Raw genomic sequence first — 20,681 nt, forward strand, 5'->3', positions numbered from 1 at the left:
CCACTGACAACGCCTCGAACCGCCCTCCCCGGGGACCTCGGTGAGGGGTGGTCCGGCGGGGTGGGGCGGTGGGGTGGGGGGAAGCAGTGGTAGCTGACCGCTCGGAGTCCGGCGCTCAGCAGCGGCAGGTGAACAGGGGCCGGTCAGGAGCCCCTCAGGAGCGGCCGGTCACGTCCTGGTCGGCCGGAGTGGTGGTGCGGGTCATGTGGAAGGTGAAGTTCGAGTGGTCGCGGCCCTGGACGGCGGTGCCGTTGACGGTGCCGCTGATGTTGTTCTGGACGTTGCCGCCCGTCTCGGTCCTGGCCTGGCGCCACCAGTCGTCGAGGAGTGCGCGGAACTCGGCGTCCAGGGCGGCTCGTACGTGGAGGGCGGTGGCGAGGGCCTGGGCGTGGACCGGGTCGTCGGGCGCGCCCTCCAGGGCGGCGGCCTCGACCTCGCCGGAGCTGACGGCGAGCGCTCCGTCCGCCTGGGCCTCCTCCAGCGCCGCGCTGCGGCGGAAGGGGCGCCGGACGAGCGCGGTCAGCCCCAGCCAGGCGTTCCGGCCGGCTTCGGAGCCGATGCTGCCCGCCAGGGCCGCGAGCGCCGCTGCTGTGATCGGGTCCACGCCGGATCTCCCCCTCGTTCGGTGCGTCGCTCCAGCTTAGAGCGGATGAGTGGGTACGCGGAGTGGATTCCGCGCCAATGAGCCGGCAAGCACGGAGGGGCGGCGCGGGTGCCCTCCGGATTCTGCCGTCGGGCCGTCATGTGGTGTGCCGGGGCCTACTGTTGCGGCATGGCGGAGGAGACGCGTAATGACTTTGACGGCACTGCCGAGGTCGTCGTGCAGGCACGTCACATCGGCGAGCTGCACCAGCACCAGCATCTGTACGGTGCGGAGGCGCGGGCCGGGGCGGCCGCGCCGGCGCCCTTCCAACTTCCCCCCGCGATGCGTCAGTTCGTGAACAGAAGGACGGAGCAGGAGCGCATCGGTCTCGCGGTCGAGGACCACGCGACCGGCGCCGGTCCGCTCGTCGTCGCGCTCACCGGCATCGGTGGCGTGGGCAAGACCGCTCTCGGATTCCATGTGGCGCGCGGCCTCGCCGACCGGTACCCCGACGGAGTGCTCTACGTCGACCTCGACGACCTGCGACGCGACGGGACCGTCGAGGTCGCGGACGCCATGGGGGAGTTGCTGTCCGGCCTCCGCGTGCCGCCGGAGTGGCTGGAACGGTCCCTCGCCGGCCGTACGAAGCAGTGGTGGACGCACACCAGCGGCAAGCGACTCGTCGTGGTCGTCGACAACGCCCGGTTCGGGAGCGAGGTGATGCCGCTCCTGCCCGGCTCCGACCGCAGCCTGGTGATCGTCACCAGCCAGGGCGAGCTGTACGACCTCGACGGCACCGCCGCCGTCGAGGTGCCGGTCCACCCGCTCCACGTGGACGACGCGGCGCGCCTCCTGCGGCACCTGGTCGACGACCCGCGCCTCGCGGGCGAGCCCGACGCCGTGGCCCGGCTCGCCGAAGGATGCGGAGGGCTGCCGGCCGCCCTCCAGGTGGCGGGACAGTGGGTGCGGAAGTACCGCAGGCGGAGCCTGTCGCGGCTGGTCGCCGAGCTGACGGCCGAACTGCACGGGAAGGGGATCCCGATGGTCGAGGCGGTCTGGGACGCCGCGTACGAGGGACTCACCCCGTCGGCCGCACGGCTCTACCGGCTGCTGCCCGAGCTGCCCGGCCCCAGGATCGAGGAGGCGCCCTGCGCCGCCCTCCTGAGGTGCGGGCCCGACGACGCGGCGGACGCGCTCGAGGAGTTGGAGTCCGCGGGACTGCTGGCCGTCGGCGGCGGGGACGTACGACGGATGCACGACCTCCTGCGAGGACACGCCGAGCGGTGCGCGAGGCGCCACTTCGCCGCCGCGGACCCCGAGGAGCGCGCGGAGGCGCGCCGCGCCGTCCTCACCTGGTACCGGCGCCAGGCCGCCCGCGCCGACCTCCTCGCGGCCGGCCCCCGCATGAGGTACGGCGGGGTGCCGGAACCGCTCGGCGAGGGCGTTCCCGACGTCCGCCTCGCAGGGAAGACGGACGCGATGCGCTGGCTGGAGTCGCAGCGACTCGCCCTCTACGACTGCGTCCGCCTCGCCTTCGACCTGGGGCGGGACGAGGACGCCTGGGCGCTGTGCGAACCGCTCTGGACGCACTTCCTCGACCACCCGCACTACGCGGACGTCATCGACGCCTTCCGGACCGGCGTGCGGGCCGCCGACCGGGCCGAGGTCCTGCCGGCCATGATCCGGATGCGGTGCCAGCTCGCCCGCCCCCTCTGGGAACAGGGCCTCTTCGACGCCGCCGCCGAGCAGCTGCGGCAGGCGCTCGCCGCGGCCGAATCCCTGGGGGACGACCCGGAGGACCGGCGCCTGAAGGCGTCGACGGTCGAGTTCCGCGGCCTGCTCAAGGGGGAGACCGGCGACCTGACCGGAGCCGCCGAGGACTTCGAGGCGTCGAGGGCCATCCACCTCGCGATAGGGAACCGGTACGGCGCGATGCTCCAGACGTACCTCCTCGGGAAGAACGCCCTGCGGCGCGGCGCCCACGAGGAGGCCGTCGCGCACCTGGAGCAGGCGCACGAGGGCATGGTCGAGCTGGAGCGCGAACGGATGACCGCCCGCACCGGATTCGAACTGGGGCGCGCGCTGAGGCTGACGGGCCGCCACGAGGAGGCGCTGCCCCTGGCGACCGCCGCCCTCGCCTCCGCCCGCGCCCGCGCATCCCGCACCGACGAGGTCCGCGTCCTGCGGGAACTCGCACTCGTGGCGGAGGCGTACGGGGACCCGTCCGGCGCCGAGGAGCACCGCGCCGAGGCCCGCCGCATCGTGGTCGCCCACGGCGGCGTCCCCGAGGACGGTCAGACCTCGTAGCGGAGGTCGTCGGGCCGCGGGGGTTCCAGGCGGACGCGGTAGGCGACGGGGCCGGTGACGAGGGTGAGTGTGGAGGGCGGGGCTGGGCTCGGGGGTGAGCCGGGAGTCTTCTCCTTCGTGCGGTCGCTCAGCCAGGCGTGGACGGCGGAGGCCATGACGGACGGGTCGGGGTACGAGAGCCGGCCGCGGTCCTCGGCGGGTTCCACGTGGGCGGTCATCGTTCCGGCGGTGCGGTGCCGCACCAGGATCCGGCCCCGGCCGAGGACCGCCGCCGCGGTGCGGCAGCCGGGGTACTCCTCCAGGGCCCGCGCCGTCCAGCCTTCCGCCGTCCATGCCGTACGTGAGTGGAGGCCGTGCTCCGTGAGCGGGCGCCACAGCACCGTCGCGCTCTGGAGCTGGCGCAGGTCCGCGCCCGGGTACTCCGCCGCCAGGTGGTGCGCGGGCTGTCGTCCGTGGGCGGGGAAGCGGCGTACGACGATCCGTTCGCCCGTCACCTCGGCCCGGACGGCGAAGGCCTTGGGGCGGTGGGACGGCCGGGTCGGGCGGGGGAAGGCCGGAGCGTCGACGGAGTCGTCGTCGGCGGGGCTTCCGTCCGTCGGGGGACGCAGTCCGAGGAGGCGGTAGAGGTGCGGGCGGAGCCTCGGCAGCGCTTCGCCCTGGCAGGCGAACGCCTGCGCCGCGTGGGCCCGGGTGTCGACCTGCCGTGCGGCCTCCAGGGCCGCCTCCAGGCCGTCGGCGGAGGCCAGGCTCGGGACGGCGGCCAGCAGGTGCGCCATGGGGCTGTCGGGGAGCAGTTCGTCGCCGCCGTCGTAGGCGCCGACGACGGGCCGTCCGAGCGCGGCGGCGTAGAGCGCGGTCGAGCCGTGGTCGGTGACCACGGCGTCGGCGGCGACCAGGAGCGACGCCCACTCCTCGTAGGGGGCCGCGAGGACCAGACCCGCGGCCAGCGCGGGGGCGAGGTGGCGGGCGAGGTCGAAGGCGCCGATCCGGCTGTGCTGGTTGGGGTGGAGTACCAGCGCGACCTGGTGCGTGTCGTACGGGAGGAGCGCGGTCAGTTCGGCGACGAGGCCGGGGCGCCGGGAGAGCAGCGACTCCGGACCCCAGGTGGAGGTGACGGCGACGAGACGGCGGGGTCCGGTGCCCAGGGCGTCCCGGTACTCCTCGCGGTGGTGGGCGGAGGCCAGGACGCGGTCGAGGGTGGGATCGCCGACGACGGCCGTGCGGCGGGCGGCCCGGGGGATGAGGGAGACCAGTCGGGCCACCTGGCTCTCGTGGGCCAGGGCGTGGAGGTCCGCCCAGGGTTCGGCGGCGGCGTCGAGCAGGAAGTGGGGGTCCAGACCGGACGGGATGCCGGGGGAGCCGTCGCCGTCGACCGACTTGTTGAAGCCGGCGCCGTGGGGCAGCAGGAGCCGGGGGCCGGAGAGACGGTGCAGGCCGCCCTTGGGGCTGGCGGCGAGGACCAGGTCGTGCGGGGTCCGCAGGGCCTCGTCCCAGGGGAGCGTACGGGCGCCCGACCGTTCGACGGCGGCGAGGGCGTCGGCGTCGAAGTCCGAGCCGGGGACCAGGGTGAGGCGGGTGACGACGCGGGAGTCACCGCGGAAGACGGGGAGGACGTCGAGGAGCCGGTGCAGGGCCCCCGCCGACCGGACGGCGACGAGCACGGCCCGCTGCCCGCTGCCCGCTGCCCGCTGCCCGCTGCCCGCTGCCCGCTGCCCGCTGCCCGCTGCCCGCTGCCCGCTGCCCGCTGCCCGCTGCCCGTGCAATTGTTCGATTCTAGCGGGAGGGGGTGGCGTGCGGGGTGCGGATTCGTGAACGGACGCGGGATCGTCGGGGGACGCCAGGTGCGGCATGGCGCCGATGCTACCGAGGGCGAAACCCGCCACCGTGTCCTCGGGTCCAGTACGGTGACCCCTGGTCGACGAACCGAGAGGTGGTGGTCCATGAGCGCGCACGGCGGACCGGAGCGTCCCGTGGCGCCCGGGATCGCGAACCACATGCCCGGCACCGTCGACGGACAGCTGGCGCAAGTGGGCGTCGCGCACGGTCCCATCACCTTCAACTACCACTCGGCGCAGCCCGCGCCACCCGCCGCCGGGCGGCGGCCCAACCAAGTGCCGAGGCCTCCCCGCGGGTTCGTCGACCGCCACCGCACGCTGGCCGAACTTGACGAAGTGCTCGCCGATGCCGACGCCGCCGAGGCCCCGGGTTGCCCGATCGGCGTCTTCAGCGGACTGCCCGGCATCGGCAAGTCCGCCGCGGCCAGCCAATGGGCGCACACCCACCAGGACCGCTTCCCCGGCGGACAGCTCTTCGTCGACTTCGCCCCGCTCCGATCGACCGCCACGGGCAGCGGCGGTGACGTCTCGGAAGCGCTCGCCGCCTGCCTGCGCACCCTCGGCGTCCAGGATCCGTACCTGCCCGCCGGCGTCGCCGAGCGGACCGCCCTCTACCGGGACCTCTCCGCCGAACGGGGCGGCATGCTGGTCGTCCTGGACGACGTCACACACCCCGCGCAGGTCACCGCACTCCTGCCGCAGGGGCCCGGCAGCGCCCTCCTCGCGACCAGCCCCTGGCTGCTCGGCGAGCTCGTCCTCGACGGGGCGTCCCTGCTCCAGCTCGACGTGCTCGACACGGACAGCGCCGTGGAACTCCTCGCCACCCTGTGCGGTCCCGCCCGGATCGCCGGCGAACCCGACGCGGCGAGGCGGCTCGCCGAGTTGTGCGGCGGCCTGCCCATGGCCGTGCGCCTGTGCGGCGCGCGGCTGTTGACGCACCGGCGCCTGACCATCGCCGGACTCGTCACCGAACTGACCGACGAACAGAGCCGCCTCAGCCGAATCTCCGTGTCCTCTCCCCACGAGGAGCGCACCGTGTCCGCCGCTCTCGACCTCGCCTACCGCGACCTGCCCACCCCCGCCGCGCACCTGTACCGGACCCTCGCGCACGTCCCCGGCCTCAGCTTCGACGCCGCGGTCGCGGCCGTCGCGGCCGGCCTGGGGTCGGCGGCGGAGGCGCGGGAGCCTCTGGAGGCGCTGGAGCGGGCCAGTCTCCTCACGGTCCTGGACGACGGCCGGTACGCGCTGCACAGCCTCGTACGGCTCCACGCCCGGGAGACGTCCCGGGCCGAGGACCCCTCCGGCACGGCCCGGGAGGTCGTGGCCCGGGTCCTCGGCCACTATCGCGCGCTGACCGTCCAGGCGGACCTCGCCGTCCGCGCCGACCGCCTCCGGATCACCGACACCGCGGAGTTCACCGGGCCCTCGGGAGGCGTCCACGGCGGGCCGTTCGCCGACTCCGCGGACCCCGCCCGTGACGCGCTCGGCTGGCTGGAGGCCGAGCGCGGCAACATCCTCGCCGTACTCCGCGCGGCGGGGAGGAGCGGTACGGGCACGGGCACAGGTACGGGTACGGGCACAGATACGGGCGCAGGTACTGGTACGGGCACAGATTCTGGTCCGGGTCCGGGTCCGGGTCCGGGTCCGGGCACAGGTCCAGGCCCGGGTGAGGGTGCCGGGACCGCCGCCGGGGCCCCCGGGACGGACCTCGCCCGGCCCGTCTGGCAGACGGCGGAGGCCTTCACGGTGCTCTTCCTCCACCACCGCCACCTCGCCGACTGGCGCGAGTCGCTGGAACTCGGCGTCGAGGCGGCCCGGCACGACGGCGCCGCGGCGGCGGAGGCCCGGCTGCGCAGCCTGCTGTCCAGGCCGCTCCTGGACCTGGGCCAGGACGCGGCGGCCGAGGCGCACCTGGACACGGCGGAGCGCCGCGCCGCGGAGACGGGGCACCTGGTCCTCCAGGCCTCGGTCCAGGAGTTCCGGGGGCGCTACTGGGACCGCCACGATCCGGCGCGTGCCGTGGACGCCTACCGGGCGTCGCTCGCCCTCAACGCCGAGGCGGGGGAGCCCCGCGGCGAGGCCCTCGCCCGCTACTTCCTGGGCTGCGCGCAGAGCGCCGCCGGGGAGCACCGGACCGCCCTGGCGACGCTGGAGGAGGCGCGTGACGCCCTCCTCGCCCTCGACGACGGCCGGATGGCGGCCCGGGCACTCGCCGACCTCGGAAGGACCCGGGCCCGGCTCGGCGACACGGCCGGCGCCGTCGCCGCGCTGCGCCGGGCCGCCGCGGACCTCCGCGAAGGCCGCGCGTTCCACTACGAGGCGCAGGCCGAGGAGGACCTGGCGGACCTGCTGGAGGACCCGGACGAGGCCAAGGCCTGCCTGCGCAGGGCCCACATGATCTACGAGGACGGCGGCAGCCCGCGCGCGGCGCTGGTCCTGGCCCGGCTGACCGCCGACTGATTCACGGGGAGGGCGCCGGTCCGCCGTACGACTCCGGCGCCCGGAGCACGACCCTCTCCCGGCGCGCCCCGAACCGGAGCGTCAACTCCGTTCCGAACAGCGGCAGCCCGACGCGGAGCGCCGCGTAGACGACGGCGGCCGCCGCCCCGGCATCAATTCCGGTACTCACCCCGGCAGGCGTGACGAGGACGGTCCGCCCGTCGCGCAGCCCCACCAGGCAGCCGCCCTCCCGGGGCAGCGCGGCGAGACGCGCCCCCGGCAGACCGGACAGCAGGTCCGCAACGCCCTCGCCCGCCCTGTCTCCGGGTGCGCAGACGACCGAGGCGCTCTCCAGCAGCCGGGTGTCCGGTTCGTCGACGTCGCAGGCCAGATGCCAGAAGGAGGACTCGTCCTCGCCGGTCCGCTCGGCGGCGCCGGCCGGGAAGCGGCGTACGTGGACGACCGTGCCGCCCGCCTCGTCCCGCCCGACCTCCGTGTGCACCAGGAACGACAGGGTGGGCGCCGGGCCGGGCGGCGGGAGCGGGAAGGCGCGGGTGCCGCGCGGGCGGAGGGGCTTGGGGCGGGGGAGGTCCAGGAGGTCGTACACGAGCGCGCGGAGGTGCGGCAGGGCATGGCCGGGTTCCGCGAAGGCGGCGGCGGTGACCGCGGCGAACCGCTCCGGCCGGTGCTCCGCGAGGGCCGCCTCCAGCTGCTCGCGCGGCGGCGGCTCCGCCGCCAGCCGTCCGGCCGCGGAGCGGAGCGCGTACCCCGCCGTCCCGGGTACGGCCTCCGATCCGAAGGCGCCGAGGAGGACGGGACGGCCGATCGCGGCGCCGTACAGCGTCACGGAGCCGTGGTCGCCGATCACCAGGTCGGAGGCGACGAGGGCCTGCTGCCAGCCGTCCGTCGGATCGACGGCGATCAGCCCGGCCTCCAGGGCGGTCCGCTGCATGACCCGGACCTGCCAGGCGCCGTGTGCGGACCAGACGTTGGGGTGCAGCACGAGCGCCACCCGGAACTCGTCGGCGGGCAGCCCGGCCAGCAGGTCGAGGGGGAGCCCTGGACGGGTGCCGATCAGCGACTCGCCGCCCCAGGTCGAACTGACCAGCACCAGCCGCTGCCCCGGGAGCAGACCGAGGGCGGCACGGTACCGGTCGCGCCAGGCCGCGCTCGCCCGCAGCCGGTCGAGACACGGGTCCCCGACGAGCACGGTGCGTCCCGCCGTGCCCGGGTGGGCGGCGGACAACTGCGCGGCCTGATCGGGATGGGACACCGCGAGCCATGCCCGCCGCGCCCGCAGCAGCTCGTCCTGGACCAGTCCCGAGAGCCGGGTACCGGTCCCGGCCGAGTCGGGCACGAACTTCTGGAACCCGATGCCGTGCGGCAGCACCAGGACGGGATAGTCGCCGTGCGGCACGTCGACGTTCTCGGAGGCGGAGATCAGCAGGTCGGGCGAGACCTCGCCGAGCTGGGACCACGGGAGGGTGCGGCAGCCCCCGGCGCGGAGCAGGTCGAGCACTCCGTCGTTGAACGCCGACGTCGGGTCGTAGGCGAAGACGACGGTGACGCGGGGGTCGTCGTGCACGATCTCGGGGACGACGTCGAGTACCCGGACGAGCGAGGTGACCGTCCTCGCCGCGACCACGAGCGTCCGCTCACCGGCGAACGTCCGCCAACGCTCGGCACCGGGTCCCACCGGGACCAGGATGCGTTCGTCGGGATCCATCGTGCACCTCCGCCTGACGGCAGGATCGCACACCAGCCCACCCCCGGCTCCCGGCTCCCGGCTCCCGGCTCCCGGCTCCCGGCTCCCGGCTCCCGGCTCCCGGCTCCCGGCTCCCGGCTCCCGGCTCCCGGCTCCCGGCTCCCTAGCATAAATTTTGGTGGTTGACAATCGTCCCCCCGCTTTCTCGCGGGACAAGGCTACTGGCCGGCTTGGGCCGGTCGAGGCGCGAAGGGCGCCCCCACTCGTCATCTCTGCTGAATTGCATAATTTGGCAATTCAATACATGCTGTAGCCCTTCGGTTCAGAGAGGGAGCGTGCTGGGACGTGTCCGTTCCGCTGTATCAGGCCAAGGCCGAGTTCTTCCGGATGCTGGGGCACCCGGTCCGTATCCGTGTCCTGGAGCTGCTCCAGGACGGTCCGATGGCCGTACGGGATCTGCTGGCCGCGATCGAGGTGGAGCCGCCGGCGCTGTCGCAGCAGCTGGCGGTGCTTCGCCGGTCCGGGATCGTGACGTCGACCCGGGAGGGGGCGACCGTCGTCTACACCCTCGCGAGCGGTGACGTCGCCGAACTCATGCGGGCCGCCCGCCGCATCCTCACCGAGGTGCTCTCCGGGCAGAACGAACTCCTCGCCGAACTCCGGGAGGCCCAGGTCCCGGCCCGATGAGCGCCCTGAGCAGGATGAGTGAGGCATCGGGAAGGACGGGCGGGCTGCGCGCCCTGCTGCCGGTGCGCGCCGACTTCGCCGCCATGCGCCGCGCCCCGCGCCGCGACCTGCTCGCGGGCCTCACCGTGGCCGTCGTCGCGCTGCCGCTCGCGCTCGGTTTCGGCGTCTCCTCCGGGCTCGGCGCCGAAGCCGGCCTGGCGACCGCCGTCGTGGCCGGGGCGCTCGCCGCGCTGTTCGGCGGCTCGAACCTCCAGGTCTCCGGGCCCACCGGGGCGATGACCGTCGTCCTCGTCCCCATCGTGGCCCGGTACGGCCCCAGCGGCGTCCTCACGGTCGGCCTGATCGCCGGCGTGATCGTCATCGCCCTGGCCGTGGCCCGCGCCGGCCGGTACATGGCCTACATCCCGGCCTCCGTCGTGGAGGGCTTCACCCTCGGGATCGCCCTCGTCATCGGCCTCCAGCAGGTCCCGCAGGCGCTCGGCGTCCCCAAACCCGAGGGCGAACGGGTCCTGGAGGTCACCTGGCGCGCCGTCGGCGAGTTCGTCCGGGCCCCGAACTGGACCGCCCTCGGGCTCGCGCTCGGCGTCGCCGCCCTCATGCTCGTCGGTGCCCGGTGGCGGCCCACCGTCCCCTTCTCGATCGTCGCCGTGATCGCGGCCACCGTCGTCGCCCGGCTCTTCCACCTGGACGCGGCGGCACCCATCGGCGAACTGCCGGCCGGTCTGCCCGCCCCCTCCCTCGGCTTCGTCGACCTCGGACAGCTCGGATCGCTGATCGCCCCCGCGTTCGCCGTGGCCGCGCTCGCCGCCCTGGAGTCCCTGCTGTCCGCGCAGGTCGCCGACGGCATGACGGTGGGCCAGAAGCACGACCCCGACCGGGAACTGTTCGGCCAGGGCCTCGCGAACCTCGCCGCGCCGCTGTTCGGCGGCGTCCCGGCGACCGGCGCCATCGCCCGTACGGCGGTCAACGTCCGTACCGGAGCCTCCTCCCGGCTCGCCGCCCTGACCCACGCCGCCGTCCTCGCGGTGATCGTCTTCGCCGCCGCGCCCCTGGTCTCCGCGATCCCGCTGGCCGCCCTCGCCGGAGTGCTCCTCGCCACCGCCGTCCGGATGGTCGAGGTCGGCTCGCTGCGGGCGATGGCGAAGGCCACCCGCTCCGACGCCGTCGTCCTCGTCCTCACCGCGGCCGCGACCCTCGCGCTCGACCTCGTGTACGCCGTGATCATCGGCTTCGTCGTCGCCGGCGCCCTCGCCCTGCGCGCCGTCGCCAAGCAGGCCCGCCTCGCCGAGGTGGACTTCAAGGCGGACCTGCCGGGCGAACACAGCGCCGAGGAGCACGCGCTGCTCGCCGAGCACATCGTCGCGTACCGGATCGACGGCCCGCTGTTCTTCGCCGCCGCCCACCGCTTCCTCCTCGAACTCTCCGAGGTGGCGGACGTCCGCGTCGTCATCCTCCGCATGTCCCGCGTGACCACCGTCGACGCCACCGGCGCGCTCGTCCTCAAGGACGTCGTCGAGAAGCTCCACAGGCGCGGCATCGCCGTGATGACCTCCGGCATCCGCCCCGGTCAGCGGCAGGCGCTCGACGCGGTCGGCGCACTGGACCTCCTGCGCCTCGAAGGACGCGAGTTCGCCACCACCCCCGAGGCGATCGCGGGCGCCCGAGCCCACCTCCAGGGGGCGGGCGTCCTGCCCGCCGCCCCAGCCCCGGCCCCGGCACCGGAAGCCGCGGCGGCACCCGTCACCACCCCCCGCACCCCCACTGCCCCCGCCCCAGCCCCCGCAGACGAGGAGCCCGTCCGATGACCGCCGCCGCCACATCCCGTCGGATGGTCGACGTCTCCGGCGCGGAGGCGCTGTGGCTGCTGCAGGGCACCACCCAGGGGCGTCTGGTCCACCTGCGGCGCGAGGTGCCGGTCGTCCGGCCCGCCGTCCACGTCCTGGAGTACGGGAGGCTCGTCGTCCGCTGCCCCGTGCAGGCCGACATCCCGACGGGACGGCCGATCCTGACCTACCAGGCCGAGGACATCCGGATCGCCGCCGGCACCGGCTGGAGCGTCACGGTCTCGGGCCCCGCGGAGCCCGTCACGGACGCCGCCGAGGCCGCCCACTACCTCCGTACGCTGCCCGGCTGGGCGTACGGGCCGCACGACACCCTGCTGCGGATCACCCCGCAGACTGTGACCGGGTACCGGCTCGGCACGGTGAAGTCCGCGTGACGGCGCCCCCGCGACCCGTACGCACCGCTCCGCCGCTCCGCCCTTCCTCCTCCGCCTCTCCGCCCCTCCCCTTCCTCCTCTCCCCCTCCCCCTCCGTAAGGCAACGACAATGACCATCGAATGGCGCTACACCCTCCACCCCCGCCTCAGCGTGCTGTCCCTGTCGGGGTACCTCGGGGCGGACGCGGTCGGACGGTTCAGCGGCGCCGTGGGCTGGGTCCTGGCCCGCGGGACGGGCCCGGTCGTCCTCGACCTCACCGGCCTGCGCGGCTGGTCGGCCGGCGGACAGCTGGCCGTGGCGGAGGCCGCCCGTCGCCTGGCGGGGGAGGGGCGGGGCCTGGAACTCGCCGCGATCCCCGCCGACGGCTCCCTCGTCCCCACGGGCGACACCCCCCAGATACCGGTCCACTGCGACCTGGAGGCCGCGCTGGCCGCCCACAACGGCGGTGGCGCGGAACAGCGCGAGTGGTGCAGCGACGACTGGCCCGGCACGCGCACGCTCGCGACCCCGCCCGGGAACTGACGCCGGGGAGGCCACGTACTCCCGGGTCCCACCTCTCGCTGTGCGTGCGAGAGGTGGGACCCGGGCCGGCACCCGGAGACCCCGGGCTCGGCGCCGCGACCCGCAGCGGCGAGGATGGTGCCCATGGTGAACAGTTCTGGACGGGCGGGATCGGCACGGGACCCGCGGCGGCGGTGGGCCCGGTGAAGGCGCCGCTGTACCAACTGAAGGCCGAGTTCTTCAAGACGCTCGGACATCCCGTACGCATCCGGGTCCTGGAACTGCTGAGCACGCGGGACCACGCGGTCTCCGAGATGCTCGCCGACGTGGACGTCGAGGCGGCGCACCTCTCGCAGCAGCTCGCCGTCCTGCGCCGCTCGAACCTCGTCGTCGCCCGCCGCGAGGGTTCGTCGGTGTACTACTCGCTGACCAGCCCCCAGGTCGCCGACCTCCTCGCCGTCGCGCGCTCGATCCTGTCCGGGGTACTGGAGGGCCAGGCCGAGCTCCTCGCCGACCTCCACGGGAGCGCGGCACGCGACGCGAAGCAGGACGCGCCTGCCGCGCCCGCCGAACGCGAGGCGGGGGCGGGCGAGGACCCGCGGTGAGCGTGACGCGGTCGGCTCCCGACGTGAGGGGCGCACGCCACCACGGTCGTGCCGGTCACGCCCCGTCGTCTGCCTTCTGGAGGCCCTCGTCGCGCCCGCCCCGATGCCGCGTGCTCGCCCTGGCCGGGCCTGTGCCGTGACCGAGCAGGGATCGGCACCGTGCCCTGAGGCCGGGAACACCTTCGCGGTCCTGCGGCGGCCCGGCACGCGAACGTCATGACTGGGTCATCGCCGACCGCGCCGGCCATCGGACCGCCTTCTGGCGGTCCCGCCGGTCCCGCCGGTGCGGCCTCGCCGTCACCGCGCGTGGGACCGAGGAGCCTACCTGGAGCAACAGCAGCCCCTGCCTGCTCTTCGCTCCGCTCCGGACCTCAGCCACGCGGGGACGCTACTCGATCCCCTTCCGCGCGGCGAGGTCCCGCAGTTTCTCGTCGGCGTCCACGGGTACGTACACGAACGCCCGCAGCCCCGCGCCGTCGGCGTCACGACGCAGGACGTAGCTGCCGAAGCTGTCGGTCAGCAGGTCTCCGTCCCCGTCGTAGAAGAGCCACCGGACGCGGACGAGGAAGACGGCGTCGCTGAGCTGATCGCGGCTCAGGAGTTCATGGCCGACCGCCGCAAGGCCGAGCCGGCGGTAGAGGGGGTAGGAACGCTTCAGCCCGTCGACCATGGCCTCCCGGGTCTCCACGACGCCGACGCTGTGATCGTCGAGGATCATGCCCGGGGCACCCCACAACGCGGACGCCGCCTCGGCGTCGAAGGAGGCGAGGGCGGCGGCGTACCGGACGAGGAAGTCGTCGAGCTCGGCGGTGATGTCGTTCATGCCGCCCAACGTAGGCGCGGAACCCCTCCGGCGTTCGCCATGCCCCCACCAACCCGCCGCCGTGTCGCCGCGCCGGGATGAGTACCCACCGGTGCCGATGGGCGAACGTGCGGGCGAGCGGATGCCCGCCCGCGAAGCCCGGCAGGGTGGTGGTAACCAAGTGCGACGGCTCCTGCCGCCGCAGCCGGGGCGGGAGCCGGTAGCGGACCCTGGGCCCGGTGGCAGGACGCCGATCCCTCTCCCCACCCCGGGGTTCCCTTCCCTGATCCACCAGTGCGAGTGTGGCGTCGCATCATGTCGGGGGAGAGGGGAGGGGACGCCATGTCTCAGGAGGAACGCGACGCGCGGCTGGGGCTCACGGGCCTCACCGGCGCCGAACGAGAGGCCCGGATACGCCAGTTGAGGGAAGAGATCGACCGGCGGAAGGCAGCGGCGAAGGCCGCCCTGCGCGCGAGGCGCGCGGCCGGAGGGAACACCTCTCCCCAGCCCGAGGAGTGACGCCGACCGGCGGCGACGTTACTGGACAACCCTCGCACCCGTTTGGGCCCCCGTCCGTTCAGGGGCCACGGTCCGGCGCCGTGCAGCAGGGTGTCGATGATGCGAGCGGCGAGGGTGTCGGGGCTGGCGTCGCCCGTGTTGCCGCACAGCGACTTGCCGTGCCCGGCCTAGGTCCGCCGCCTTGTCGATGAGCCCGTCGTTCCGCGCGCGGCGCAGGGCGAAGGCCTCGCTGTCGGGGCGTCCGACAGCCTTGGCGCGAAGGTCCAGGCACCTTTGGCCTGAGGGACGTTGGCCGTGATCCGGCGCATCGCGGCGAGCGGCGGCGGCGTGTCCGGCCTGCCGTCGTCCACGGTCTGGGTCAGCCGGCAGACGTCGCCAACGCCTCGATCAGCGCCTGACGATGGGCGAACCGCCGGTGGACGGTCGTCCAGGCACGCCGTGGCCGCCGCGAACTCCTCCATGGACTCCCCGGGGCCCTCGGCGAACACCTGCTCCGCCGCGTCCAGGGTCGCGCGGACGCCGCGCTCCGCGTCCGCCCGTCGGCACCTGACGGAGGAACCCAAGCCCAGCACCGCCGCTCTCATCATCGGCGCGTCGTCCGGCCTCGGCGGGGAGTTCGCCGTCCGCGGGTACGACGTGATCCTCGCGGCCCGCTCCGCCGAACACCTCCCGCGCTCGCCGTCCGCCCTCACCGTCGAGCACGGCGTCCGCGCCCGCGTCCTGGTCCAGGACCTCGCCGCACCGGACGGACGCGGTCGGGCGGGTCACCGACGAGCCGGCCGCCCGCGACCTCACCGTCGACCTGCTGGTCGACAATACGGGCTTCGGCACTTACGGCCGCTTCGCGGAGAGCTCCGGGGCGCGCGACCACGACCCGCCGGTGGTCACCGTCGTCGCGCTCGTCGACCCCACCCACGAACTGCCGCCGGCATGCTGGAGCGCGGCCACGGCTCGAACGTCGACCTCGCCTCCAACGCGGGCTTCCAGCCCTCCCGTACCTCGCCGTCTACACGGCCTCCAAGTCCTGCGTCCTGAACCTCCGCCTCGCCCTGCGTCAGAAGTACCAGTGCCGGGGCATGCGCGTACTCACCCTCTGCCTCGACCCGGTCGAGACCGCCTTCGTCGAGACCATCGGCCTCGCAAGGCCGGCGTCACCGACTCCATGACCACCCCGCAACTCGTCGTCCGCGCGGCGCTGAGCGCCCTGGACCACGGCCGCGGCTACGTCGCCCCCGGCCTCTCCAACGCCTGGCCGCCCACCTGGCCCCGCGCCGCCCCGCAGCCGCGGCCCACCGGACGCCCGGACCGTGCCACGGGCCGGAGCGCGCCGCCTCCTGACCTGCGTGATGTCACAACTGCCGCTCCCTGGAGCACTGTTGTGCATCCGCCGCACATCAGCGGTGGCGGCTCGGAGGCGAGAGAGAGGAGACAGCGGAGTGGACCCGGTCGTGGCAGGGGCGGTCGTCACCGTTCTGGTCAGCATCATGAGCGGCGTGGTGAAGATCATGCGGTACAGGTTCAGTGCCCGAGTGGAGCTGGCGCGCATTGTGGACGCGGGCGTCACCGAGCGGGTGCGCCACACCGTCCCCTGGGGCGCGCTTCAGGAGCACACGGAGGGCAGAACCGTCCAAGCGGGCCCCCGCCCGGGCGGAGGTGCGCACCATGGATGACGTCACCGTCACCGAAGGCGCCACGGCACCGCCCCGGGAGTCCCCGATCGCCTTACCGGGCCGCCAGCTCGCCGAGGCGCTCCATCAGGAGCAGTACCCGGCCCTGGTCAGGTTCCTTCTCCTCAACGGCGCGTCCTGGGCGGCCGCCCAGGACGCCGCCCAGGACGCCTTCACGCAGATGTGCGCGCCCGGTCTCGTCATCGCCTATCCCAGGGCATGGCTGCGCAAGGTCGCCTGGCGTTCATGGGTGAAGCAGAAGGTCGCCTCCGAAGAACTCTGCTCCGATCCGCCCGAACCCCATGAACTCACGATGCGCTGGCAGACCCCCGCCCAGGCGGCGGAACTCGACGAGGAGAGCAGGGCCGTGGTCGGGCTGCTGCTCCAGCTGCCGGCGAAGCAGCGCGCCGCCATGGCGTGGACTCTCGACGGCTTCACCGCGGAGGAGAGCGCACGTGCCATGGGCACGACTCCCGTGGCGGTACGGCAGAACCTCTCCCGTGCCCGTGCGGCCCTGAAAGTCGGCTTGGGGCTGCAGGCCGGTACGGCCGACGGAAGGAAGAAGGAGGAAGGCCGATGAGCGAGAAGCCCCGAACCCAGGACATGCCCCGAACCGCGGACGCGCCCTGCATCCCTGACACCGGCCGTACCCCCGACACCGGCCGCACTCCGGGAATGCCCCCCACCCCCGACACCGGCCGCACCTTGGACACGTCCTGCACCCCGGACACGCCCCGTACCCCCGACACCGGCCGCACCCCAGACAAGCCCCCCAGCCCGGACGCCCACCCCACCCTGGACCCCTGCCGTCCCCCGGACGCCCACCCCACTCAACAGCCCCTGGACGACCTCCTCGCGGCGACGCACCATCGACTGACCGTCATCGTCCAGGACCGGCTGTCCGCCCAGGGCGGTGCTCCCGAACTCCGTGACCCCGATCTGGCCCTCAGCCGCACGCTCGCCGCCGTGCACCGCGGACTCGGAGCCGTCGTCACCGGACGACTCGCGGATCCGGTGGGTGCCGACCGCGATGAGTGGGCGGCGGGGACCCAGCCCGGCCACCTTCCCGTCGGCCACCCGCTCGCCGACCGTCTCGCCCCCGTACGCATGAAGTACCGCGGCCGTGCCCTGCAGGCAGCCCAGTCGTACGCCCTCCGGGACCTCCTGCCGGCTCTCGCCGGCGCCCGGAGGATCACCGAGAACGTCATCAACCACCTGGAGCTCGACGTGGCCGGAGGCCCCGGACCGCAGGTGCATGCCTCGGTCCACCGCCTGGAGTCCCTCCTCGAACAGGTGGGGCATCTCACGGACGGGACCCCTCCGGCCGTGGCCCCCGCCTCGGACTACCTGCGTGCGGTACGGGAATCCTTGGAGGTTCACGCCACGCCGCTGCTGCGGGCGGTGCACAACGCCCAGCAGCTCCTCAAGGAGGAGTTGGCGCCCATGCTCGCCGACCCCGGCGGCGCCCCGGATCCCGAGATGGTCACGAGGGACCTCGCCGACGACCTCGACCAGGCGTGGGCGAAGGCGCAGGACCTCTCCCGCGCGGTGTCGATCGTCCGGGCGGTCAGCAACGACTTCACGGGGGACGATCTGCGGCAGGCCAGGCTCGAAGGCGCGGTGTTGGCAGGCGTCCGCTGGAACGCCTCGACCGCCTGGCCGGCGGCGTGGGAGCCGCGCATCCGGCAGGCCTCGACGCCGACGGAAGAGGAGCCCGGAGTCCTCGTCATCGCCGCAGAACCGTGCAACGCCGGCGCCACCGCCTCCGCCGAGGCCTGACGTGCCGCAGGACGTCTCTGTCGCGGCCCCGGCCCCGGCCCCGACCCCGGCCCCGTGGGCCATCAGCTTCAGGCGAAAGTAACGAATCCCAACATCGACGAACAACAAGATGCGACAGGATTCTTGACCGGGCGTCAGTGGGTTCCTACGCTCGGCTCACATCGCATGGGAGCGTTCCCACACCCGCGCCCAGGCCCGTTCCCACGCCCGTTCCCACCCCACCCGCGCCATCCCCACCCCGCAACGTCAGGGCGGTGAACATTCCCCCTCCCGTCCCACGAGCCACCACCCCCACGCACCCCACGCACCCCATGCCACGGAGGCCACGATGCCCGCCCCCACCCTCCTCACCCCGCCACCCCTCCGCACGCGGAGGCGATCGACGGCCAGGCTGCTGCTGAGCGGCGTCGCCGCCGCCGCGCTCGCCGTCTCCGGCCTCGTCACGCTCCCGCAGCCCGCGCACGCCGCCACCGCACGCCAGGTGGAACGCCTCGACCGAGGGCTGACCAGCACGCACACCGCGAGCGGGAACCTTGTCTCGTGGCGCTGGCTCGCCACCGACCCGGACGACGTGGCGTTCCACGTCTACCGGGGCACCACGAAGCTCACCCCCACCCCCCTCACCGCCTCCACCAACTACTTCGACGCCGGTGCCGCGGACTCCGCCGACTACACGGTGCGCGCCGTGATCGGCGGTGCCGAACAGCCTGCCTCCGAAAGGGCGTTGAAGTTCCGCTCCGGCTATCTGGACGTGCCGATCTCGGCGCCCGCCGGCGGCACGACACCGGACGGCGTGGCGTACACCTACGAGGCCAACGACGCCTCCATCGGCGACCTCGACGGCGACGGCAGGCTCGACCTGGTCCTGAAGTGGCAGCCCACGAACGCCAAGGACAACTCCCAGTCGGGCTACACCGGCAACACGTTCATCGACGGCATCAGACTCGACGGCACCCGGCTCTGGCGGATCGACCTCGGCCGCAACATCCGTTCCGGCGCCCACTACACACAGTTCCAGGTGTACGACTACGACGGCGACGGCCGGGCCGAGGTCGCCATGAAGACCGCCGACGGAACCCGGGACGGCACGGGCGTCGTGCTCGGCAACTCGGCTGCCGACTACCGCAATTCGAGCGGCTACGTCCTCTCCGGCCCCGAGTTCCTGACCATGTTCGACGGCCGGACCGGCAAGGCGATGGGCACGGTGGACTACGTCCCCGCCCGCGGCACGGTCTCCTCCTGGGGCGACTCGTACGGCAACCGCGTCGACCGGTTCCTCGCCGGCACGGCCTACCTCGACGGCGCCCGCCCGTCCCTGATCATGGCCCGCGGCTACTACACCCGTACCGTCGTCGCCGCCTGGGACTGGCGGGGCGGCCGGTTCACCCGCCGCTGGACCTTCGACACCAACTCCTCCACGAACGTGGGCAAGGGGTACGACGGGCAGGGCAACCACGCCCTCTCGATCGCGGACGTCGACGCCGATGGCAAGGACGAGATCGTCTACGGCGCGATGACCGTCGACGACAACGGCGCCGGACTCTGGACGACCAAGCTCGGCCACGGCGACGCGGGCCACGTCGGCGACCTCGATCCGTCCCGGCCGGGCCTGGAGTACTTCAAGGTCTCCGAGGACAGGAGCAAGCCCGGCTCCTGGCTCGCCGACGCCCGCACCGGCCAGATCCTGTGGCAGACGGCCTCCGGCGCCGACAACGGCCGGGGCGTGGCCGGCGACATCTACGCCGGCAGCCCCGGCGCCGAAGCCTGGTCGGCCTCCGACACCACCCTGCGCTCCGCGACCGGCGCGCCCCTCGGCCGGGAGCCCTCCAGCATCAACTTCCTGTCCTGGTGGGACGGCGACACGGTCCGCGAACTCCTCGACGGCACCCGCATCGACAAGTACGGCACCGCCGGCGACACCCGCCTCCTCACCGGCTCCGGCGTCTCCTCCAACAACACCACCAAGGCCACCCCCGCCCTCTCCGGCGACATCCTCGGCGACTGGCGCGAGGAAGTCGTCTGGCGCACCTCGGACAACACCGCCCTGCGCATCTACGCGACACCCCACCCGACCGGCACCAGGATCACCACCCTGCTCCACGACACCCAGTACCGCACCGCCCTCGCCTGGCAGAACACCGCCTACAACCAGCCCCCGCACCCCTCCTTCTTCATCGGCGCCGGCATGCCCACCGCGCCTCGCCCCACCGTCCACACCCCCTGACGGCGAGCGGGCGCACACCCGCCCCGAACGAACGCCGGGGGTCAGGAGGCGCCCGCACCACCACCAGCACCCCCAGCACCAGCACTCCCACCATCAGCACCCCCGGCACCCGCCGCCGGCGTGGCCGGCGGACCGAACACCGCATCGAGCACCAGGTCCAGGAGGCGGTGGGGCCGGGGCCCCGTGCCGGCGTCGCCGGTCGTGGACAGGGCGATGCCGACGACGAGGTGGACGAGGTCGTCGACGGTCACGTCGGCGCGGGCCGTTCCGTGTTCCTGGGCCCGGTCGAGCAGTCCGCCCGCCGCGTCCAGGATGCGTCGGTGACAGTCGAAGAACGGGTCGGCCGCGGCGGCGGTCTCCACCAGCAGGGCGCTGCCCATGCCCTGGTTCGCCCGCGCGTGGTCGAGGAAGTCGTGGAGCCACCGCTGGAGGGCGTCGTCCGCGTCCCGCGCGCCGAGCAGCTGCTCCGCCCGCGCGCAGAGCGTCTCGATCCGGTCCCTGAGGACGGCGGTCAACAGCTCGGTCCGCCCCGGGAAGTGGCGGTACAAGGTCCCGGGCCCCACCCCCGCCCGGCGGGCGATCTCGTTGAGGGACGCGCCGGGACCCGCCTCCGCGAACACCTCCCGCGCGGCCGCGACCAGGCGCTCCCGGTTGAGGCGGGCGTCCATGCGGCGCGGGGGATCGACGGGGGCGCCGCCGGAGCCTCCGCTGCCGTCGGTGCCGTGCTCGGTCGTCATCTTCCTGCCCTTCAGCCGCTCTTGCTCCTTCGTTCCGTCGACCAGGTGTGGCCAACCGGAGAGGTTCTCCGT

General features: G+C 74.1%; 17 protein-coding genes. 12 read left to right on the top strand and 5 right to left on the bottom strand.

The window, feature by feature from the left end; all coding sequences use genetic code 11:
- Positions 1-154 precede the first annotated feature (154 nt).
- On the bottom strand, positions 155-604 hold the full coding sequence (locus HHL19_RS17820) for a hypothetical protein (RefSeq protein WP_169090717.1): 450 nt from the start codon (positions 602-604) through the stop codon (positions 155-157).
- A 168-nt stretch (positions 605-772) separates the two neighbouring features.
- Between HHL19_RS17820 and HHL19_RS17825 the strand changes: the two genes are divergently transcribed.
- On the top strand, positions 773-2,890 hold the full coding sequence (locus tag HHL19_RS17825; protein WP_169090719.1) for a tetratricopeptide repeat protein: 2,118 nt from the start codon (positions 773-775) through the stop codon (positions 2,888-2,890).
- Here the strand turns inward: HHL19_RS17825 and HHL19_RS17830 are convergent.
- A complete protein-coding gene (locus HHL19_RS17830; RefSeq protein WP_169091164.1) occupies positions 2,878-4,551 on the bottom strand; it encodes a translation initiation factor 2 in 1,674 nt (557 codons plus the stop codon). The two genes, HHL19_RS17825 and HHL19_RS17830, sit on opposite strands and share 13 nt — an antisense overlap.
- A gap of 279 nt (positions 4,552-4,830) precedes the next feature.
- Between HHL19_RS17830 and HHL19_RS38120 the strand changes: the two genes are divergently transcribed.
- The gene (locus HHL19_RS38120; RefSeq protein WP_169090721.1) at positions 4,831-7,185 is read left to right on the top strand and encodes an NB-ARC domain-containing protein; all 2,355 of its coding nucleotides are present in this window, start codon (positions 4,831-4,833) and stop codon (positions 7,183-7,185) included.
- 1 nt (position 7,186) lies between these two features.
- On the opposite strand, the gene HHL19_RS17840 is transcribed toward HHL19_RS38120, so the two are convergent.
- On the bottom strand, positions 7,187-8,890 hold the full coding sequence (locus HHL19_RS17840; protein ID WP_169090724.1) for a hypothetical protein: 1,704 nt from the start codon (positions 8,888-8,890) through the stop codon (positions 7,187-7,189).
- Between the two features lie 324 nt (positions 8,891-9,214).
- Between HHL19_RS17840 and HHL19_RS17845 the strand changes: the two genes are divergently transcribed.
- The 5 genes from HHL19_RS17845 (at position 9,215) to HHL19_RS17865 (ending at position 12,881) form a co-directional block, all read left to right on the top strand.
- Complete coding sequence (locus HHL19_RS17845) at positions 9,215-9,556, top strand: metalloregulator ArsR/SmtB family transcription factor (protein ID WP_169090726.1); 342 nt, start codon at positions 9,215-9,217, stop codon at positions 9,554-9,556.
- A 14-nt stretch (positions 9,557-9,570) separates the two neighbouring features.
- Positions 9,571-11,361, top strand: coding sequence for a SulP family inorganic anion transporter (locus tag HHL19_RS17850; protein WP_169090729.1), 1,791 nt, complete (start codon positions 9,571-9,573; stop codon positions 11,359-11,361).
- Positions 11,358-11,774, top strand: a complete 417-nt coding sequence (locus HHL19_RS17855; protein ID WP_240981654.1) for a pyridoxamine 5'-phosphate oxidase family protein — start codon at positions 11,358-11,360, stop codon at positions 11,772-11,774. The genes HHL19_RS17850 and HHL19_RS17855 overlap by 4 nt, the downstream gene beginning before the upstream one ends.
- Before the next feature lie 109 nt (positions 11,775-11,883).
- Positions 11,884-12,297 (top strand): STAS domain-containing protein, encoded by a 414-nt coding sequence (locus tag HHL19_RS17860; RefSeq protein WP_169090731.1) that lies wholly within the window; start codon positions 11,884-11,886, stop codon positions 12,295-12,297.
- 182 nt (positions 12,298-12,479) lie between these two features.
- Positions 12,480-12,881 (top strand): metalloregulator ArsR/SmtB family transcription factor, encoded by a 402-nt coding sequence (locus HHL19_RS17865; protein WP_169090733.1) that lies wholly within the window; start codon positions 12,480-12,482, stop codon positions 12,879-12,881.
- Positions 12,882-13,269: 388 nt separating this feature from the next.
- On the opposite strand, the gene HHL19_RS17870 is transcribed toward HHL19_RS17865, so the two are convergent.
- The gene (locus HHL19_RS17870) at positions 13,270-13,704 is read right to left on the bottom strand and encodes a hypothetical protein (RefSeq protein ID WP_169090735.1); all 435 of its coding nucleotides are present in this window, start codon (positions 13,702-13,704) and stop codon (positions 13,270-13,272) included.
- A 321-nt stretch (positions 13,705-14,025) separates the two neighbouring features.
- On the opposite strand from HHL19_RS17870, the gene HHL19_RS17875 reads away from it, so the two are divergent.
- The 5 genes from HHL19_RS17875 to HHL19_RS17895 all read left to right on the top strand — a co-directional run bounded on the left by HHL19_RS17875 (position 14,026) and on the right by HHL19_RS17895 (position 19,872).
- Entirely contained in the window at positions 14,026-14,202 is a 177-nt protein-coding gene (locus tag HHL19_RS17875) for a hypothetical protein (RefSeq protein ID WP_169090737.1), read from the top strand.
- Positions 14,203-15,638: 1,436 nt separating this feature from the next.
- A complete protein-coding gene (locus tag HHL19_RS17880) occupies positions 15,639-15,872 on the top strand; it encodes a hypothetical protein (protein WP_169090739.1) in 234 nt (77 codons plus the stop codon).
- Positions 15,865-16,449 carry a sigma-70 family RNA polymerase sigma factor gene (locus tag HHL19_RS17885; protein WP_169090741.1) on the top strand — a complete coding sequence of 195 codons (585 nt, stop codon included), beginning with the start codon at positions 15,865-15,867 and terminating at the stop codon, positions 16,447-16,449. Before HHL19_RS17880 ends, HHL19_RS17885 begins: the two co-directional genes overlap by 8 nt.
- Positions 16,446-17,648 (top strand): hypothetical protein, encoded by a 1,203-nt coding sequence (locus HHL19_RS38125; RefSeq protein ID WP_206325270.1) that lies wholly within the window; start codon positions 16,446-16,448, stop codon positions 17,646-17,648. The genes HHL19_RS17885 and HHL19_RS38125 overlap by 4 nt, the downstream gene beginning before the upstream one ends.
- A gap of 328 nt (positions 17,649-17,976) precedes the next feature.
- Positions 17,977-19,872 carry a rhamnogalacturonan lyase gene (locus tag HHL19_RS17895; protein ID WP_169090743.1) on the top strand — a complete coding sequence of 632 codons (1,896 nt, stop codon included), beginning with the start codon at positions 17,977-17,979 and terminating at the stop codon, positions 19,870-19,872.
- A gap of 41 nt (positions 19,873-19,913) precedes the next feature.
- On the opposite strand, the gene HHL19_RS17900 is transcribed toward HHL19_RS17895, so the two are convergent.
- A complete protein-coding gene (locus tag HHL19_RS17900; protein WP_169090746.1) occupies positions 19,914-20,609 on the bottom strand; it encodes a TetR/AcrR family transcriptional regulator in 696 nt (231 codons plus the stop codon).
- Between the last annotated feature and the right edge of the window lie 72 nt (positions 20,610-20,681).

This window comes from Streptomyces sp. R302 (genome assembly GCF_012927245.1).
In the GTDB taxonomy this organism is placed as follows: Bacteria; Actinomycetota; Actinomycetes; order Streptomycetales; family Streptomycetaceae; genus Streptomyces.

Excerpts from the sequence above, each read along its gene's own strand:
- HHL19_RS38120 (WP_169090721.1), top strand. The coding sequence starts at position 4,831 with ATGAGCGCGCACGGCGGACCGGAGCGTCCCGTGGCGCCCGGGATCGCG.
- HHL19_RS17855 (WP_240981654.1), top strand. The coding sequence starts at position 11,358 with ATGACCGCCGCCGCCACATCCCGTCGGATGGTCGACGTCTCCGGCGCG.
- HHL19_RS17825 (WP_169090719.1), top strand. The coding sequence starts at position 773 with ATGGCGGAGGAGACGCGTAATGACTTTGACGGCACTGCCGAGGTCGTC.
- HHL19_RS38125 (WP_206325270.1), top strand. The coding sequence starts at position 16,446 with ATGAGCGAGAAGCCCCGAACCCAGGACATGCCCCGAACCGCGGACGCG.
- HHL19_RS17840 (WP_169090724.1), bottom strand. The coding sequence starts at position 8,890 with ATGGATCCCGACGAACGCATCCTGGTCCCGGTGGGACCCGGTGCCGAG.
- HHL19_RS17860 (WP_169090731.1), top strand. The coding sequence starts at position 11,884 with ATGACCATCGAATGGCGCTACACCCTCCACCCCCGCCTCAGCGTGCTG.
- HHL19_RS17900 (WP_169090746.1), bottom strand. The coding sequence starts at position 20,609 with ATGACGACCGAGCACGGCACCGACGGCAGCGGAGGCTCCGGCGGCGCC.
- HHL19_RS17885 (WP_169090741.1), top strand. The coding sequence starts at position 15,865 with ATGGATGACGTCACCGTCACCGAAGGCGCCACGGCACCGCCCCGGGAG.
- HHL19_RS17895 (WP_169090743.1), top strand. The coding sequence starts at position 17,977 with ATGCCCGCCCCCACCCTCCTCACCCCGCCACCCCTCCGCACGCGGAGG.
- HHL19_RS17870 (WP_169090735.1), bottom strand. The coding sequence starts at position 13,704 with ATGAACGACATCACCGCCGAGCTCGACGACTTCCTCGTCCGGTACGCC.
- HHL19_RS17875 (WP_169090737.1), top strand. The coding sequence starts at position 14,026 with ATGTCTCAGGAGGAACGCGACGCGCGGCTGGGGCTCACGGGCCTCACC.
- HHL19_RS17850 (WP_169090729.1), top strand. The coding sequence starts at position 9,571 with ATGAGTGAGGCATCGGGAAGGACGGGCGGGCTGCGCGCCCTGCTGCCG.